Here is a 15,739-nt window from a genome sequence, read left to right on the forward strand (position 1 = left end):
ATATTGGGATTTATGTATCTGCACAACGTCAGGCTTTCTCTGGCGTCGACAGGTTTATCGTGACGGGAATGTTCGGGTTTCTTTCTTGTCGCCCCGGAACAGTTTCACCTGATGGCCGTTACCATTTCCGTTATAAATCTGGGTACTGTCGGATAAGGTGGTGACCCGCGGAGGGGCGGCCTGCGTCGGTATGGCGTCATCTTCCGTACTGCGCAGGGCTAAGTGCAGCATCCCCACCTCTTTCGCCACTGCGAGGATTTCCGCCTGTTCCGGTGTCACCTCGACGGTCACGGTCTGGTAACTTACGCTCCGGCTTCTGCTGGTTTTGCTGGTATTACGCGATGCTGCCGGCTGCGCATTTTCAACATCCTGACGAGGGCGAACATCGGTATCCGTCTGGTTATTCAGCGCCAGGACGCGCAGGTCACGAACGATAGTCTGGGAGGCAAGTTGCGGGATCCCCGATGCGTTGTTGTCTGAGGATGCGAAGTCGATCAGATCGTCTTTGCGAAGACTAAGAATGATATCGACTTTGTCACCTGCGGCGACCAGGCCGGAATTACTGGCTACCGCGTTGGTGGGGATAGAAATCGCGCGCATACCTTTGTGTAATACCGCGGCAATAAAGCCCGGTTCATTAGGGCGTACCAGAATATTGCTATTCAGGGGCGTCCCCGCGGCAATTTTTTCACGCAAGGTGGCGCCAAACAGAAGGACTTCACTATCTTTACCACGAATAAAATTAAACGTCCGGGAGACAGGCAGATCTGTCTCCTGCCAGCGTAGCGCGGAAGTATCGATAAAATCGCCGGGATTCAGGTCTCTGTTTGCCACCAGTACAACATTTTTAGGTTCAGGGATCTGAACCTGTTGCGGTACCGGTTTTATCTCCGATAATTGACTACGCACCAGCAGAGCAACAATTGCGGCAAAGATACATGCCCCGGACAATAATAATGTCGAGTTTCTTTTTATTCTCATTTTTATTTAATTCTAATGTTCCCGATAAACATCGCCGGGGAGTTATAGTTTAGATATATGGCCAAATCAGAATATAGGCTGCCCCGGAAGCTATCGCGATCCCATAGGGTATTCCCTGAGAAAGCTCAGGGGCTAATACTGGCGGCATGGCGAGTTGTGTCTTTAATTTTTCATTAATAAAACCAATACCTGAAGACAATATGACAGGAAACATATTTAGCAGAGGTAAAGTTAACGCCAAAATACCGCCAACCAGTGCTGTCACCATGACAAAAACGGTTTGCTGACCGTAACCCACCCAAAGGCACAATACGCCCATCAATTTGACGTCTCCGGCCCCCAGTCTTCCCGTGAGGAATAATAAAAAACCCACGATAAAAACCAACCCGGAGCCTGGCAAATCACGCAGCATCATCATCATCGGCACACCGGCGATGCTGACTTGCCAGATACGGGTTCCCACCCAGCCAAGCAGTATTAACACGACTGCGCGGTTAGGGATACGTCGTTCAAGTAAATCGCTAAATGAACACCATAACAGACAACCAGAAAGAAACAGTATTTGTGCGCCGTGTCCCAGATCAGTCATGTCTAGCCGGAGGTTGAGCCAGAAGTGCCCGATCCCGTAATCTGATCGGCAATCTCTCTGAATTTCTCATTCAATGCTCTGACGAAAACCCCGTCATCGCCAAAAATTGCGCCAATAGCCGCCGCCATCGCTGCCGCCAGGATGCCGTACTCAATGGCAGTCACCCCGCTTTCATCGCGAAAAAAAGCCTTCAACTTTGCGTTGCAGTTTTTCATTTTTTTCCCTTACTAATAATGGTTATTTAGAACGGGCAATCGGATACCTGACATCATAATGAGAGTTATTATCATTAACAGCAAGAAGATTTATATTAACTTTTTTTAATCTTGAAGGCGGGCGCAATTGCCTGTAAAAACAGGCTTTGTCAGAGCGATTATCGTATGTGCCGAATGTGTCTGCCTGCACTGAGGCGTTATGTTCATCGCAGCGACAATGCAGACATTGTTGATAAAAAATCATTATTAATCAGATCATTAGATATCAGCAATCTGGCTATGGCAATCCATATAATTATTATAGTACTTCGGGTAACACGCGGTATGTCAATCAACAGGAGACAGAGCAACTAAACATATCCAGCATGTAATTGGTCAGTAGATTTGTTGAGTCTGAATAATCCTTTCGCTTATTCAGAAAGCCAATATCGTCGAGAGGGATATGGATACAGGTATTCAACTCAGCAAAGAAGCTATTTTCAAGCCACGGCGTGATAATACTTCGTGGTAGCAGCGCGAGCAGTTTTGCCTGTTTCATAATAGACATGATAATAATCATTTCCCTTGAAATAATATGGAATCGTCTAACCTGCGGCCACTGCAGACGAGTCATCATTTCTTCAAAATGCTGACGCGCGAGCGTCCCGACCAGAGCCATCAACCAAGTCGCCGATTGCAATGCATCCAATTTAGCCATGCTGTCACCAGCCAGAAAATGTCCCTGCGAACATACCACGATTAACTTATCATTCACGCAGGGCGTAAAATCCCACCCCTCTGGGATCACCAGTGGCTTACGGCAACAGACAAGATCGTATTCATTGCGTATTTTGATCTTTCACATGTTGGATTAGCGCAGTCTGCTATCGGTAAAGATCCCGACTTGACACCAGTACAGACTGGAGTATGCTGCACGGCGTTTATCTGGAACTATACCGTCACGCAACTTCTGACGGTTTGGTTGAGCCGAAGGCCTGGATCAGGCGTGGTCGGCAAACATGCATTGACCCAGTTGCAGGGAAAGCCAGGAACAGAATTTACGGAAACCGATCCTGTCGGATCTTATACCTATTCAACGCCTGATGCCGCGACAAGACTTGCCGCTGTAGTCAGACTATCCTGTGGCGGTTTTCAGCATTTTACCTGGCTATTATTGTCTACAGGCGCTGCGTGGAATATGCCGTATCCGACATCGGCTATGGCCATCGCGCGGCCGCTACGGATAACATAATATGGCTGGGAGATCTGCGCGATTTTCTGAATTGACTATGAATATTTCAGGCAGAGCTGCTATCACTATTATCCCCATATGCCGGGAAAGTCATAGAATAATGAACAGGCCATTCTATTCTCTGGTATTTTTATCTTCTGGCATCAGAGTATTTTCTTAGGTATTCTAAGCCAGTAAATGACAAAAACCGGTCTTCTAATAATTCCTTGCGTCCACTATTCAGGACAAAAAAACTGTCACACGGCAAGAGAGATATATCTGCAGGGAACAAATTTCATCAGCCAAAGGCATCCCTCCGGCGAAGCCCATTGGATATCTCTCATTGTTGGGAACAGCATAAATAGTTTTTTCTAAAACATATTTTTGAATTTACTCATTTAGAACCGTTCTCACCAGACGTTATTGTTGCAGGCAGTTTGAACACGGACAGCGCGGAAAAACCGGAGCGTACACTAAGTACGTGAGGATTTTGAGCGCGGCCCTGATTCAAAATGACAAATAAAATAGCTCTAATGGGACAGACTCTTAAACAATTCTAATAAACATTCAACCATCCGTTTTTTCGGCGATATATTTTTCTATTAGGAGTGGCGCTGAGAAAAAGTTGCCAATGAATTTATTATGATTGTTAATATTAATAGCTTTTCACTATACATTTAATTAAATAGTTTTATTTTATTTTTTTGGATTAATGTCATATCACTTTGGGCATTAGCACAAAACTAAAAATAACGATTAAGCTAATTTCCCATAATCTTATTTTTAATGGCGCACTACACTGAGTAAATAAAATTAACGAGTGAGCGCATGTAACTTTTCTTTATGATGTAAACGGGGGGTGTCAGACGTTGTAGTTGTAATGAAGCAGATATGTTAAACATACCAGATTCGGCCGCTTGATTTATAGAGTATCCGCGTCAGTTCTGCGAAAAAAATTACAGTACCCTAATAAATATTCAATTAACCAACGACGAAATTAAAGATGAATAATGAAAAACGTACCAATGTCCGGTTTTATGTCATCTTGATGGTGCTTATTACCGGTATAATTTTATTTGCTGACAGAAACCTTTTGCCAACAATTGCCAAACCATTAATGCATGCTCTGGATATCTCCCCGGCGACACTGGGTTGGATTTTTAGTTGTTTCGCTATCGTCTACGTTGCCTGTCAGATTCCCGGTGGCTGGCTGCTTGACAGGTTTGGCTCACGTAAAATAGTTACCCTGTCCTTTGTCGGGATGGCTATCGTGAATATCCTACAAGGGTTTGTCACGTTCTATTCCGGAGTGTGGGTGCTGATTTCTTTCTGTATCCTGCGCGGAGTCATTGGGTTTCTGGAAACGCCGGGGGTGCCTGCTTTTATAAGGGTGATCACCACATGGTGCCCGCTGAAAGAGAAAGGCTTAGCAGGAAGTCTGGCCGGGGCGGCACAGTATATGGCGGTATTCGTGTTTGTGCCGTTTTTCGCGTGGTTCGCCAGCGCATATAACTTCCAGAAATTGTTCTTTGTTATTGGCATACTTGAGTTGCTGATTGCCTGGCTTTTTTACAAATCTACCCCCGCTCCGGCACATCATCCGAAAGTGAATCAGGCGGAGCTTGATTATATCCGTGAAGGCGGTGGCCTGCCGGATATGGATATTAAGAAGAAAGAAAAGAAAGCTCAGAAGGTTGTTGAGTGGACTGACATCAAAGCCTTCATCACCAACAGGCAGACTATTGGCATTTTCATCAGCCAGTATTGCTTTAACTGTCTGGCGTTATTCTTCCTCTCCTGGTTCCCTATGTATTTGATGACGGAACGGGGAATTGATATTAAAGCTACCGGTATTCTGGTTGCGATCCCGGCTTTCGGAGCATTTGTTGGCGGTCTTTCCAGCGGCGCGCTCTCCGATTTCCTAATGAGGAAAACATCTTCCCTCACCATTTCCAGAAAAACGCCTATCTATATCGGTATGCTCTGTTCATTCTCTATGTTTTTCTGTAACTACGTTGATTCTATCTATTTAGTGGTAGCACTGATGACGCTCGCGTATTTTGGCAAAGGTTGTTCAACGCTGGGTTGGGTAATTCTTACCGATGTTGCGCCGAAGAAAATCATCAGCACCGCTGGCGGTATTTTCAATGCGTTCAGCAATATCTCAACGATCGTAACGCCAATTGTGATTGGCTACATAGTAAATTACACAGGAAGTTTTACCTGGGCGCTTATATTTGTATCAGCACATGCCCTCCTCGCTTTACTTAGCTACCTGGTTATTGTCTGGCCAATTAAACGTATTGAGGTAGATCCGAACGAGGAAATCTCGGTATCGGCCTCTGAACCAGTGAAAGAATAAGCCGCGGCATCGGTGTTTATCTATCAACCGGTGCTAAAATTTTTATACTGTCGATCGTGATAACGATATGCAGGGGAGAACAAACTATGACGGCCAAAAGTGACTATGCAGCATACCTGCAACGTAAAGAGAGAAAGAAAGCTGAATTGATGGGGAAATACTGGGTTAACCAGGAAAGCCGCTATATATCTCCCTTTCAGATTTATGGGAATTTGTATTATGTCGGTGACAGCTGGGTTTGCGCACATATTGTGGATACCGGAGACGGGCTCATTTTATTTGATGCAGGCAATACTGGTGCGACTGCAATGCTGATTCATGCGATCTGGGCCGCGGGATTTAATCCTTCCGATGTCCGCTGGCTGATACTATCGCATGGTCATGTAGAGCATATTGGTGCGGCTAATTTTTTCAAAAGGATGTTTGATACTAAAATCTATCCGGGAGCGCCAGATGCTGAAATGTTCAGAACTAAGCCCGAGTTCGTCTTTATTCAAGACTGTGCCAGTATCGAAGATGAATTATGCCTGATTGATGTTGAAATCAATGATGGAGATGTGCTCCAGTTCGGTCATATTACCGTAAAATTTGTGCTCGTTCCGGGGCATACTGAGGGATGTATCGCCTGCTTTTTTGATGTGACTGATGGCGATCATACCAGGCGAGTAGGCTATTACGGTGGGTTTGGTTTCAATACATTACAGAAAGAATTTCTTGAAGAGTATGGCGACCCACAGCTGACTCTGCGTCAGCAGTACCTTCATTCACTTGAAAAAGTGCGCAATGAACCCGTTGATATTTTTATGGCAAATCACACTGTTAATATTGATCTGTTAGCCAAACGTCAGCAAATGCTTGCTGATCCAGGCGTAAATCCTTTTATAGATAAAAAGGCATGGTCATTATATCTGGATAAAAAACGTGATGATTTACTTAAAATGATGGAAGATTGATATTTACCGTACTAAGAGCGTTATTCGTAACCAGAGGTATTTACTGATGAAATATTTTATTGAACCCGGCAGAACCCGCAAAAGCATCAACTTTATTGATAATATTATTTATTCCCATTCCCATGTTCTAAATGGTAATCCTCTGGAACTGAAGTTGTCGATTATGTCACAGAACGGTAATAGTGAAATGAAAGCGGCCTCAGGAAGCGAATATCAAGAAGAAAAAAATCAGCTCGTCAGGCTATCCTCTGGATTCCCGGAGGTGGATTTCGCGGCGTCGATAAAAATATGATGGTGGCGGAAGTTCAGTATCTGGTCGAGGCTGGTTACATCGTTGCATCAATGTATTATCGTGGCAGTCATCAGGCACATTATCCCGAGCAATTAAAAGATGTTAAAACCGTGCTGCGTTTCTTACGTGCCCATGCCGGGGAATATGATATTGATCCGCAATATATAGGTGTAATGGGGCGTTCTGCGGGGGGACATTTAAGTTTAATGGCGGCAATGAATACCGAAAGTTACGATACCGACGAATGGGCGGGATTTTCATCAAAAGTACAGGCAGCTTACGATCTCTTCGGGCCGGCAGATATTGTAACCCTGATGGAAAACGATGAAATTCAGATGCGTAATCCAGGCCACCGCTGGAAAAAAATTGAGGATACTCATGCTGGTGCATTACTGGGAGGCGACCCCGCGATAATGAAAGAACGTGCAAAGGAGGCCTGTGTAAAATATTTCATTAATCATGAGATGGCCCCGGTATTGATTATGCATGGTGATAACGATCCTCTGGTACCACTAACGATTAGTGAAGATATCTATAATGACATTTGTCGCGCTGGGTTAGAATATCGCGTAGATTTCTATGTCGTCAAAAATGGAGGACACGGTACGCCAGAGTTTTTTCAACCGGAAACACAACAAATTTCACTGGGATTTTTTAATCGACAGTTACGTGCAAAATAAAATAATCATTTAATAACAGAGATGCTGCTTCCATTATTAGCTTAGCTAGCATTCGTATGATTTTATATTTCCATATAAAAATAACGCGCAGACAATCATCTTTAATATTCTTCACTAGCTTATCTCTCCAGGCAAGCGGATAAATAGTTTATAAACAAAAAAATCATCAGTTAAAAACATCGATATGAAATAAAATTTCAATTATTAACAACACAATACAGATTATAACTTAGCACGATTTGAACTTTAAAAAAGTCATAAACTATTTAATCATGGAAGATTATGGTATCTACAATACTTACTCGAGTTTGCTTATGAAACAGATTTGTTCTACAGATTTTACACATTTTAAGCATGTGCGTTTTGTACTCACAGACCTCGATGACACGCTAACCTATAGAGGACGGCTGTCAGCTGAAACCTATACGGCGCTGGAAAGGTTGCAAAAAGCGGGGGTTAAAGTGATACCAGTCACAGCCGCGCCCGCAGGCTGGTGCGATCAGATGGCGCGGATGTGGCCAGTTGATGGCGTCATTGGTGAAAATGGCGGCATATTTTTCAGAAGAAAAAATGACGGCCACGGAATCGAACACTTTTTTTGGCATGATAAAGAGAAACATTCTGAGGTTGCTGAACGCCTGAAGCTGATTGGGGAACAGATAAAAAGGGAAATTGTTGCCGCCCGCTTTGCCGACGATCAACCGTTCAGAATGACCTCAATTGCCTTTTCTAAACCGCAAGAAGATCGGCTTTGTTCATTAATACTTGACGCATTAGTACAAGCAGGTGCGGCAACCACTGTAAATAATCTCTGGATTCTTGGCTGGCTTGGGAAATATGACAAGTTATCTATGGCCCGGCGAATACTCAGGGATTTTTACGCGCTTGACATAGATTTCGATCGCTCCGCCATACTGTATAGCGGCGACTCGACGAATGACGCGCCGATGTTTTCATTCTTTGAACATACGGTTGGAGTGAGCACAGTAACAGACTACCTGGATCAAATCCCGCAACCTCCGCAGTGGATTACCTGTGGGCCAGGTGGCGCTGGTTTTGTAGAAATTGCAGATGCGATAATCGCTTCCAGATAATAAGGGGATATTAACTGGTTAAGTAAACTTTAAGTTAACCCCATCCAGCTATATCGGTAATCCTCACGAGCCAGCAGGTCAACTAACGGTTTACCCTTAAAGCGCTGCTTGCGGTTCTTCGGTAACTGCTGGAGAACATAACGAACCCTGAGCACATCAATCAGCGCGGGTTACCCTTTTGGCGTCAGCATTGAGACCCAGATAGTCGAATATTTCGATTAACTCAGCGTGAGATGATTGGTTTTCCCCTAAGGTGGTTGGCTTCTAGTATGGAGCGTTTTCCGCTTCGTACTGCTCAAAGAGGCTAGCGCAGCTAATGCTGCCTGGTCACTACAGGGTTACAGTGAATAAAACTATCAGGAGGCTTAAAGCTGCATCCCTTAGGATTCAGTAAACAGGAATACTTTAAGAAGATGTCTGGAGCGGGCGAAGGGAATCGAACCCTCGTATAGAGCTTGGGAAGCTCTCGTTCTACCATTGAACTACGCCCGCGAGGAAGTGCGTGGGCCATTATAGACCTTACACATCGGCTGACAAGCCTGAACTGCGCTAACTGCCGATAAAATAACCTGTTAGCACTTAGGTTTACTGCCCTGCGGTGGTAAATAACGCAGTGGGTCGATCGCCGTCGCTCGGTAGCGAATCTGGAAATGCAGACGCACGGAGTCCGCATCCGTGCTGCCCATTGTGGCGATCTGCTGGCCAATCTTCACGTTCTGCCCGTTATTCACCATCATCTTATCGTTATGCGCATAGGCGCTGATATAGTCCTCGCCATGTTTAATCATAATCAGATTACCGTAGCCGCGCAGTTGATTACCCACGTATACCACTTTGCCCGCGCCTGCGGCGTAGATCGGCTGGCCGCGCCGGCCAGCAATATCAATACCTTTATTACCGCCATCGCGGGTGGAATACGGCAACACAACTTTACCGCTGGTTGGCCAGCGCCAGCAGCGTTGTCCCACCGGCGGCCAGGATGATTGCGGAACCTGTGAGGAAGGCGTCACGGTAGCGGTGCGGCTGGTTGACGGCTTCTTAGTGGATGAATGTCCTTTCGTCGTGGCCCCTGAACGACTGTTCAGCTTCAGCTTCTGTCCGACTTCAATGATATAGGGAGGCGAAATATTGTTAAGTCGGGCGAGATCCCTGACGCTGGTGCCCGTAGCACGTGAAATCGCATACAGCGTATCGCCACGCTTCACGGTATATATGGAGCCGGAACCAGATGAACTGGAACACCCCGCAACGATCAGGCTGCTCATCAATATTATCGTGATATAAAAGCGTTTACCCATCAGGCATCCTGCACTCAACACAAACCGCCACCTCAACAATCAGAACAATCATCATACCAGTCAGCCGGAGGATACCCAATCGCGACACCGCCACCGGAAGTATTAAAGTGATGATATCCATCCGCGCGAGGACATTTGCCGATACCGGCCAGAGTTTATCGCCTAATGCACTGTGTATCATAATGATTTAATTAGGCTCATAATGATATACCGCATTCGGCCCGCTTTTCTCCCCTGCCCCGTCATATGCGCCACATTTTTTAACGTCATCACACTTCCATGTTACCTCGCCCGAGATTTCCGCTTCTGGCGTAATTCTTGCCTGTTTCAGGTATTGGCATACATGCCAAATCTTCATTTCAGAGGGGACGATTATGGAATCGCGAGAAGCGACCGCAACCGGTGAATCATGCATGCGTGTGGATGCCATTGCCAAAGTGACCGGGCGTGCCAGATACACCGACGATTACGTTATGGCAGGGATGTGTTATGCCAAATATGTCCGCAGCCCTATTGCTCACGGTTATGCCAATAACATTGATTGCAGCGAGGCCAAAAAGCTGCCAGGCGTACTGGCGGTGTTTACCTGGGAAGACGTGCCAGATATTGCGTTTGCCACTGCCGGGCATGCCTGGACGCTGGACGAAGGTAAACGCGATATTGCCGACCGCTACCTGTTAACCCGTCACGTCCGTCATCATGGCGACGCGGTGGCGATTGTCGTGGCACGAGATGAGCTTACCGCCGAGAAAGCGGCCCTGTTGGTCAACGTCGACTGGCAGCCACTGCCCGTAATAACGACGCCGGAGGCCGCGCTGGCGCCGGGTGCGGTCAAAATCCATCCGGAGGGCAATCTGCTCAAACAGAGCGAAATGAATGCAGGCAACGTTACCCAGGCGATAGAAACCGCAGACCTGCAGATTCAGGGGCATTATCAAACCCCGGTTATCCAGCATTGCCATATGGAAAGCGTCACCTCCTTTGCCTGGATGGAAGAGGATTCCCGCATCTCCATCATCACCAGCACGCAGATCCCGCATATCGTGCGCCGGGTTGTCGGTCAGGCGCTCGGTATTCCGTGGTCGCATGTGCGGATCATCAAACCGTATGTCGGCGGCGGTTTCGGCAATAAGCAGGACGTGCTGGAAGAGCCGATGGCGGCATTTCTGACCAGCAAACTTGGCGGTATTCCGGTGAAAGTATCGCTGAGTCGCGAAGAGTGCTTTCTTGCTTCCCGTACCCGCCACGCTTTTACTATCAATGGCCGAATGGGTATCAATCGCGACGGCACTTTACAAGGCTATAGTCTCGATGTTCTGTCAAATACTGGCGCTTACAGCTCGCATGGTCACTCCATCGCCTCAGCCGGCGGCAATAAAGTGGCATATCTCTATCCGCGTAGCGCTTACAGATACCGTTCAACAACCTGCTACACCAACCTTCCCACAGCAGGCGCCATGCGCGGTTACGGCGCTCCGCAGGTGGTCTTCGCGCTAGAAGCAATGATCGATGATGCCGCTACCGCGCTGGAGCTCGATCCGGTGGACGTCCGCTTATGTAACGCCGCCCGCGAAGGTGACGCTAACCCGCTCACCGGGAAAATTATCTACAGCGCCGGGTTGCCAGAATGTCTGCAAAAAGGCCGCAAACTGTTTGACTGGGATAAACGCCGCGAGGCGTGTCGCCATCAGCAAGGCAATATCCGCCGGGGCGTCGGCGTCGCCTGCTTCAGCTATACCTCCAACACCTGGCCGGTAGGGGTCGAAATCGCCGGCGTTCGCCTGCTGATGAATCAGGACGGTACAATTAATGTGCAAAGCGGCGCCACCGAAATTGGTCAGGGCGCCGATACCGTATTTGCACAGATGGTAGCAGAGACGGTTGGTGTCGCAGTAAGCAACGTACACGTAATTTCAACCCAGGATACCGATGTCACACCATTCGATCCTGGCGCATTCGCTTCGCGGCAAAGCTATACTACCGCGCCCGCGCTGCGCAAAGCGGCACTGCTGTTAAAAGAGAAAATCCTTGCCCAGGCCTCGACTATGCTGCATCAGTCGGCCATAAACCTGACGCTGATCGACGGCAATATCGTCCTTATCGATCGCCCTGCAATCCCGTTGCTGTCGCTGAAAGAGCTGGCCATGGATGCGTTTTATCATCCTGAACGCGGCGGGCAGCTCTCAGCGGAAAGTTCCGTAAAAACCACCACCAATCCTCCGGCCTTCGGCTGCACTTTTGTCGATCTGAACGTTGATATCGCACTTTGCAAAGTCACCATCAACCGCATCCTCAACGTTCATGATTCCGGTCATATTCTGAACCCTCTGCTGGCGGAAGGTCAGGTGCATGGCGGAATGGGGATGGGTATTGGCTGGGCGCTGTTTGAAGAGATGATTATCGACGCTGACAGCGGCGTCATACGCAACCCCAATCTGCTGGATTACAAAATACCCACCATGCTCGATCTCCCGGAACTGGAGGGGGCTTTCGTCGAAACGCTGGAGCCGCAATCCGCCTATGGCCATAAATCACTTGGAGAGCCGCCAATCATTCCCGTTGCGGCCGCCATTCGCAATGCGGTCAAAATGGCGACGGGCGTGGCGATCGATACGCTGCCGCTGACGCCAAAACGGCTGTTCACCGCATTTCACGACGCGGGTTTGATTAAAGGATAAGACTATGTTTGATATCGCGACCTACCACCGCGCCACGGATATCGACGGGGCCATCACGCTGCTGACGAACAATCCGCAGGCCAAACTACTCGCGGGTGGTACAGATGTATTAATTCAGCTTCATCATCATAACGCCCGTTATCGCCATATTGTGGATATCAATGGATTAGCGGAACTACGCGGCATTACCCTCGCGGATCATGGAGGAATACGCATTGGTTCCGCCACCACCTTCTGCGAACTGATCAACACTCCCTTGATCCAGCACCATCTTCCAGCACTCAGCGCCGCTGCCGCGTCGATTGCCGGGCCGCAAATTCGCAACGTCGCCACCTATGGGGGCAATATTTGCAACGGCGCAACCAGCGCCGATTCGGCGACGCCTACGCTGATTTACGAAGCGACCCTCGAAATCCATTCTCCCGACGGGGTGCGTTTTATGCCCATCAACGGCTTTCACACTGGCCCAGGAAAGGTTTCTCTTGCACACAACGAACTGGTGGTGGCGTTTCATTTTCCTGCCCAGCCTGCCACCGATACCGGTAGCGCCCACTATAAATACGCGATGCGCGACGCCATGGATATTTCCACTATTGGCTGCGCCGCGCGCTGTACTCTGGAGGATGGCCATATTCGCGAGCTTCGGCTGGCTTTCGGGGTCGCCGCTCCGACGCCGATCCGCTGCCCCCACGCGGAACAGAGTGTGCAAAATGCCCCGTTAACCCAACAAACGCTGGAGACGGTTAGCGAAGCGGTTTTACATGATGTCGCACCGCGATCCTCGTGGCGTGCCAGCAAAGCATTTCGTCTACATCTTATCCAGACGATGACTCAAAAAGTGGTCAGCGAAGCCGCTATCAAGGCAGGAGGAGAATGGCAATGAATCACACCGACAGAATCACCCTCGCATGCCAGATCAACGGCATGGATTTTCAACTAAGCGTCCCTCCGGGCATGCCGCTCTCCGAACTGCTACGCGAACAAGGGCTGTTGAGCGTAAAGCACGGCTGCTGCGTCGGAGAGTGTGGTGCCTGTACCGTCCTGGTTGATGGTACCGCCATAGACAGCTGCCTGTATCTCGCCGTCTGGGCCGCGGGTAAAGAGATTCGCACGCTGGAGGGGGAATCACAGAACGGTCAACTATCGCACGTGCAGAGGGCTTATGCCGAATCAGGCGCCGTACAGTGCGGATTCTGCACGCCGGGGCTCATTATGGCCACCACGGCCATGCTTGCAAAACCCCGTAACCAGCCAATGACCATACTGGAGATACGTCGGGGGCTGGCGGGAAATCTGTGCCGTTGTACTGGCTATCAGATGATCCTCAACGCAGTACGTGCCTGCGAGACGCCGGAATAAACCGCATCTGACCGGCCTGAATTCAGGCCAGTCAGATATTCATTAATTCGTATTTTTTAATCTTGCGATAGAGCGTGGCGATGCCAATACCCAGTTCGTCCGCCGCCTGCTTTTTATTGTGATGCCGTGACAGCGCCTCGCGGATCATCTGTTTCTCCATCTCTTCAAGCGCGGTACCGCCAGCGTCCTCGGCCTGAGGAGGCAATATGTTAACGGGTTCGTCATCGCACCCTGGCATTTTATCATTGTGAAGCAAATTCGGCGGCAGCAGCGCGCTATCAATCACCTCACCAGAGGGCACGACGTTAACCAGATACTCCATCAAATTACTCAACTCCCGCAGATTGCCCGGCCAGCGATGACGCTTTAGCAAAGTCACCACATCCGGAGCGATGCCGGGATACACCAACCCAAGCCGACGGGTATGCAGATGCAGAAAGTAATGCACCAGCAGTTCAATATCATCCTGACGTTCACGCAGGGGCGGCAAGGTTAATGGAATCACGTTAAGCCTGTAGAAAAGATCTTCGCGAAATTTACCTTCTGCAATGAACTGCCCCAGATTTTGATTGGTAGCGGAAATAATTCGGATATCCACCTGCACCGGACTGCTGGCACCAAGGGGTAAAATTTCCCTCGCTTCAATCGCGCGCAACAATTTCGCCTGCAGCATCAGCGGCATATCGCCAATCTCATCGAGAAACAGCGTCCCGCTATTAGCGGCCTGAATCAGGCCGGTTTTACCGTTAGCAGACGCGCCGGTAAAAGCCCCTTTCACATAACCAAACAGTTCACTTTCCAGCAGTTGTTCTGGGATCGCAGCGCAGTTAATGGCGATAAAGGGTTTGTTTTTACGCTCGCTCAGCTTGTGGATCGCCCGGGCGACAACCTCTTTCCCGGTACCGCTTTCGCCAACGATCATCACGCTGGAAGGACTGGGAGCAATGCGGCTAATCAGTCGCTTAAGCTGACGCATCACCCGGCATTCACCGACCAGTTGCTCAATATGCGGTTCGTCGGTTGCCAGCGATACGGCGGTACTGGTATGCGACTGATGAAAGGCCATCAGGAATAATTGCCGCCCTTGAATATTATGTAACTGGCCGATAATCAGTTCATTTTTATCATCCCAGGAGACAATATGTTGCATATGCCCATGAGTGAAATTGCTTTCAAACGTTAGCGGCCTGAAGCGAACGGATTTTCCCGTCATGGTGTTATTCATAACCCCAAGAATTTTCAGGGCCGTTTGATTGGCGAACTGCACACGGCTGTCTTCATCGATGACCAGCACGCCTTGATCCATATTTTCGATCATGATCGAGAATATTTTACTGATCCCCTCGCCGCCACCTTGATCCTGAAGAAGTTTCGAAACAAAAATGGTTGATATATGCCGAACGTAATCGGAAAACTCCCGCAGATTATCGTTAATATGTTCCTGCTGTTCATGCGTGACGGCAAGCAAACTGATTACGCCAACACAACGATTCTGTAAAATAACCGGTGTTCCCAGAAATGCTTTCTCGCGACAATTATCTTTGCAGTCACATCCTTCGCAAAGAGGATCGTGACGAGAGTGCGTCACCACCTTTTCCTTTTGCGTTTCCAGAACATAACGTAATAACCTTGAATTGCTGCTCAATTGACGACCGAGGAATTTACCGTAGGTGCCTGTGCCCGCAACGCGGCACAGATTTTCATCGACGATCTCCACCTCCAGTTGCAATACACTGGCAAGCATTCTGGCAAAACGCTGAATAGTCGGTTGAATTTGCATCAAAACGGATTGCGTCGTTGCAAGCACCATAGACTCACCTTCCGGCATCACTTAAGTAGTTGATCATTTATAATATTGATGTTTATCAGGGGTTAATAATACTAACCCAGGAAAATATTGCTTTGATAAAAACAGGACTCTTTATCATTTTCCCATCCTCATTATGGAAGAGATGTCACATTTTCATATCAATATGAGAATCGACCCAACAATTTTATCAATATGGCTATCTACTCTGTTCTTCGATG

General features: G+C 48.2%; 14 protein-coding genes, 1 tRNA gene and 1 pseudogene. 8 read left to right on the plus strand and 8 right to left on the minus strand.

All coding sequences use genetic code 11. The features are described from left to right. Nucleotides 1-54: 54 nt before the first annotated feature. The 4 genes from cpaB to FN037_RS15400 form a co-directional block, all read right to left on the minus strand. On the minus strand, nucleotides 55-981 hold the full coding sequence (cpaB, locus tag FN037_RS15385) for a Flp pilus assembly protein CpaB (RefSeq protein ID WP_308560658.1): 927 nt from the start codon (nucleotides 979-981) through the stop codon (nucleotides 55-57). A gap of 49 nt (nucleotides 982-1,030) precedes the next feature. Then, nucleotides 1,031-1,570 (minus strand): prepilin peptidase, encoded by a 540-nt coding sequence (locus FN037_RS15390; RefSeq protein ID WP_138360205.1) that lies wholly within the window; start codon nucleotides 1,568-1,570, stop codon nucleotides 1,031-1,033. A gap of 2 nt (nucleotides 1,571-1,572) precedes the next feature. Then, the gene (locus FN037_RS15395; RefSeq protein ID WP_138360206.1) at nucleotides 1,573-1,785 is read right to left on the minus strand and encodes a Flp family type IVb pilin; all 213 of its coding nucleotides are present in this window, start codon (nucleotides 1,783-1,785) and stop codon (nucleotides 1,573-1,575) included. A 331-nt stretch (nucleotides 1,786-2,116) separates the two neighbouring features. Beyond that, nucleotides 2,117-2,620 (minus strand): LysR substrate-binding domain-containing protein, encoded by a 504-nt coding sequence (locus tag FN037_RS15400; RefSeq protein ID WP_142502628.1) that lies wholly within the window; start codon nucleotides 2,618-2,620, stop codon nucleotides 2,117-2,119. A gap of 1,378 nt (nucleotides 2,621-3,998) precedes the next feature. Between FN037_RS15400 and FN037_RS15405 the strand changes: the two genes are divergently transcribed. The 5 genes from FN037_RS15405 (at nucleotide 3,999) to FN037_RS15425 (ending at nucleotide 8,376) form a co-directional block, all read left to right on the plus strand. Then, nucleotides 3,999-5,357, plus strand: a complete 1,359-nt coding sequence (locus tag FN037_RS15405) for an MFS transporter (protein ID WP_142502629.1) — start codon at nucleotides 3,999-4,001, stop codon at nucleotides 5,355-5,357. Nucleotides 5,358-5,443: 86 nt separating this feature from the next. Continuing rightward, nucleotides 5,444-6,310: an MBL fold metallo-hydrolase gene (locus tag FN037_RS15410; RefSeq protein ID WP_142502630.1), complete on the plus strand. Its 867-nt coding sequence runs from the start codon at nucleotides 5,444-5,446 to the stop codon at nucleotides 6,308-6,310. Nucleotides 6,311-6,356: 46 nt separating this feature from the next. Beyond that, entirely contained in the window at nucleotides 6,357-6,602 is a 246-nt protein-coding gene (locus tag FN037_RS15415) for a hypothetical protein (RefSeq protein WP_142502631.1), read from the plus strand. Continuing rightward, nucleotides 6,563-7,282 carry an alpha/beta hydrolase gene (locus FN037_RS15420; protein WP_312845807.1) on the plus strand — a complete coding sequence of 240 codons (720 nt, stop codon included), beginning with the start codon at nucleotides 6,563-6,565 and terminating at the stop codon, nucleotides 7,280-7,282. Before FN037_RS15415 ends, FN037_RS15420 begins: the two co-directional genes overlap by 40 nt. A 314-nt stretch (nucleotides 7,283-7,596) precedes the next feature. After that, the gene (locus FN037_RS15425; protein ID WP_138360749.1) at nucleotides 7,597-8,376 is read left to right on the plus strand and encodes an HAD-IIB family hydrolase; all 780 of its coding nucleotides are present in this window, start codon (nucleotides 7,597-7,599) and stop codon (nucleotides 8,374-8,376) included. 59 nt (nucleotides 8,377-8,435) lie between these two features. On the opposite strand, the pseudogene FN037_RS24630 reads toward FN037_RS15425, so the two are convergent. The 3 genes and pseudogenes from FN037_RS24630 to actS form a co-directional block, all read right to left on the minus strand. Beyond that, a pseudogene (locus FN037_RS24630) lies at nucleotides 8,436-8,697 on the minus strand (integrase); the annotation flags it as partial. 97 nt (nucleotides 8,698-8,794) lie between these two features. Then, nucleotides 8,795-8,868: transfer RNA gene (locus FN037_RS15435), tRNA-Gly, on the minus strand. 80 nt (nucleotides 8,869-8,948) lie between these two features. After that, nucleotides 8,949-9,674, minus strand: a complete 726-nt coding sequence (actS, locus tag FN037_RS15440) for an amidase activator ActS (protein WP_142502633.1) — start codon at nucleotides 9,672-9,674, stop codon at nucleotides 8,949-8,951. 374 nt (nucleotides 9,675-10,048) lie between these two features. Between actS and xdhA the strand changes: the two genes are divergently transcribed. Genes xdhA through xdhC form a run of 3 tightly spaced genes read left to right on the plus strand, consistent with a single transcriptional unit; the run spans nucleotide 10,049 to nucleotide 13,711 of the window. Further along, nucleotides 10,049-12,352, plus strand: coding sequence for a xanthine dehydrogenase molybdenum-binding subunit XdhA (xdhA, locus tag FN037_RS15445; protein ID WP_142502634.1), 2,304 nt, complete (start codon nucleotides 10,049-10,051; stop codon nucleotides 12,350-12,352). A gap of 4 nt (nucleotides 12,353-12,356) precedes the next feature. Then, nucleotides 12,357-13,235 (plus strand): xanthine dehydrogenase FAD-binding subunit XdhB, encoded by an 879-nt coding sequence (gene xdhB / locus FN037_RS15450; protein WP_138360752.1) that lies wholly within the window; start codon nucleotides 12,357-12,359, stop codon nucleotides 13,233-13,235. Beyond that, nucleotides 13,232-13,711 carry a xanthine dehydrogenase iron sulfur-binding subunit XdhC gene (xdhC, locus tag FN037_RS15455; RefSeq protein WP_138360840.1) on the plus strand — a complete coding sequence of 160 codons (480 nt, stop codon included), beginning with the start codon at nucleotides 13,232-13,234 and terminating at the stop codon, nucleotides 13,709-13,711. The genes xdhB and xdhC overlap by 4 nt, the downstream gene beginning before the upstream one ends. Nucleotides 13,712-13,742: 31 nt before the next feature. Here xdhC and FN037_RS15460 read toward each other — a convergent pair whose 3' ends face one another. Then, on the minus strand, nucleotides 13,743-15,521 hold the full coding sequence (locus FN037_RS15460; RefSeq protein WP_142502635.1) for a sigma-54 interaction domain-containing protein: 1,779 nt from the start codon (nucleotides 15,519-15,521) through the stop codon (nucleotides 13,743-13,745). Between the last annotated feature and the right edge of the window lie 218 nt (nucleotides 15,522-15,739).

It is taken from the genome of Klebsiella sp. 2680 (assembly GCF_900198535.1).
GTDB lineage: Bacteria > Pseudomonadota > Gammaproteobacteria > Enterobacterales > Enterobacteriaceae > Klebsiella > Klebsiella indica.

Excerpts from the sequence above, each read along its gene's own strand:
- cpaB (WP_308560658.1), bottom strand. The coding sequence starts at position 981 with ATGAGAATAAAAAGAAACTCGACATTATTATTGTCCGGGGCATGTATC.
- FN037_RS15390 (WP_138360205.1), bottom strand. The coding sequence starts at position 1,570 with ATGACTGATCTGGGACACGGCGCACAAATACTGTTTCTTTCTGGTTGT.
- FN037_RS15395 (WP_138360206.1), bottom strand. The coding sequence starts at position 1,785 with ATGAAAAACTGCAACGCAAAGTTGAAGGCTTTTTTTCGCGATGAAAGC.
- FN037_RS15405 (WP_142502629.1), top strand. The coding sequence starts at position 3,999 with ATGAATAATGAAAAACGTACCAATGTCCGGTTTTATGTCATCTTGATG.
- FN037_RS15410 (WP_142502630.1), top strand. The coding sequence starts at position 5,444 with ATGACGGCCAAAAGTGACTATGCAGCATACCTGCAACGTAAAGAGAGA.
- FN037_RS15415 (WP_142502631.1), top strand. The coding sequence starts at position 6,357 with ATGAAATATTTTATTGAACCCGGCAGAACCCGCAAAAGCATCAACTTT.
- FN037_RS15425 (WP_138360749.1), top strand. The coding sequence starts at position 7,597 with ATGAAACAGATTTGTTCTACAGATTTTACACATTTTAAGCATGTGCGT.
- actS (WP_142502633.1), bottom strand. The coding sequence starts at position 9,674 with ATGGGTAAACGCTTTTATATCACGATAATATTGATGAGCAGCCTGATC.
- xdhA (WP_142502634.1), top strand. The coding sequence starts at position 10,049 with ATGGAATCGCGAGAAGCGACCGCAACCGGTGAATCATGCATGCGTGTG.
- xdhB (WP_138360752.1), top strand. The coding sequence starts at position 12,357 with ATGTTTGATATCGCGACCTACCACCGCGCCACGGATATCGACGGGGCC.
- xdhC (WP_138360840.1), top strand. The coding sequence starts at position 13,232 with ATGAATCACACCGACAGAATCACCCTCGCATGCCAGATCAACGGCATG.
- FN037_RS15460 (WP_142502635.1), bottom strand. The coding sequence starts at position 15,521 with ATGGTGCTTGCAACGACGCAATCCGTTTTGATGCAAATTCAACCGACT.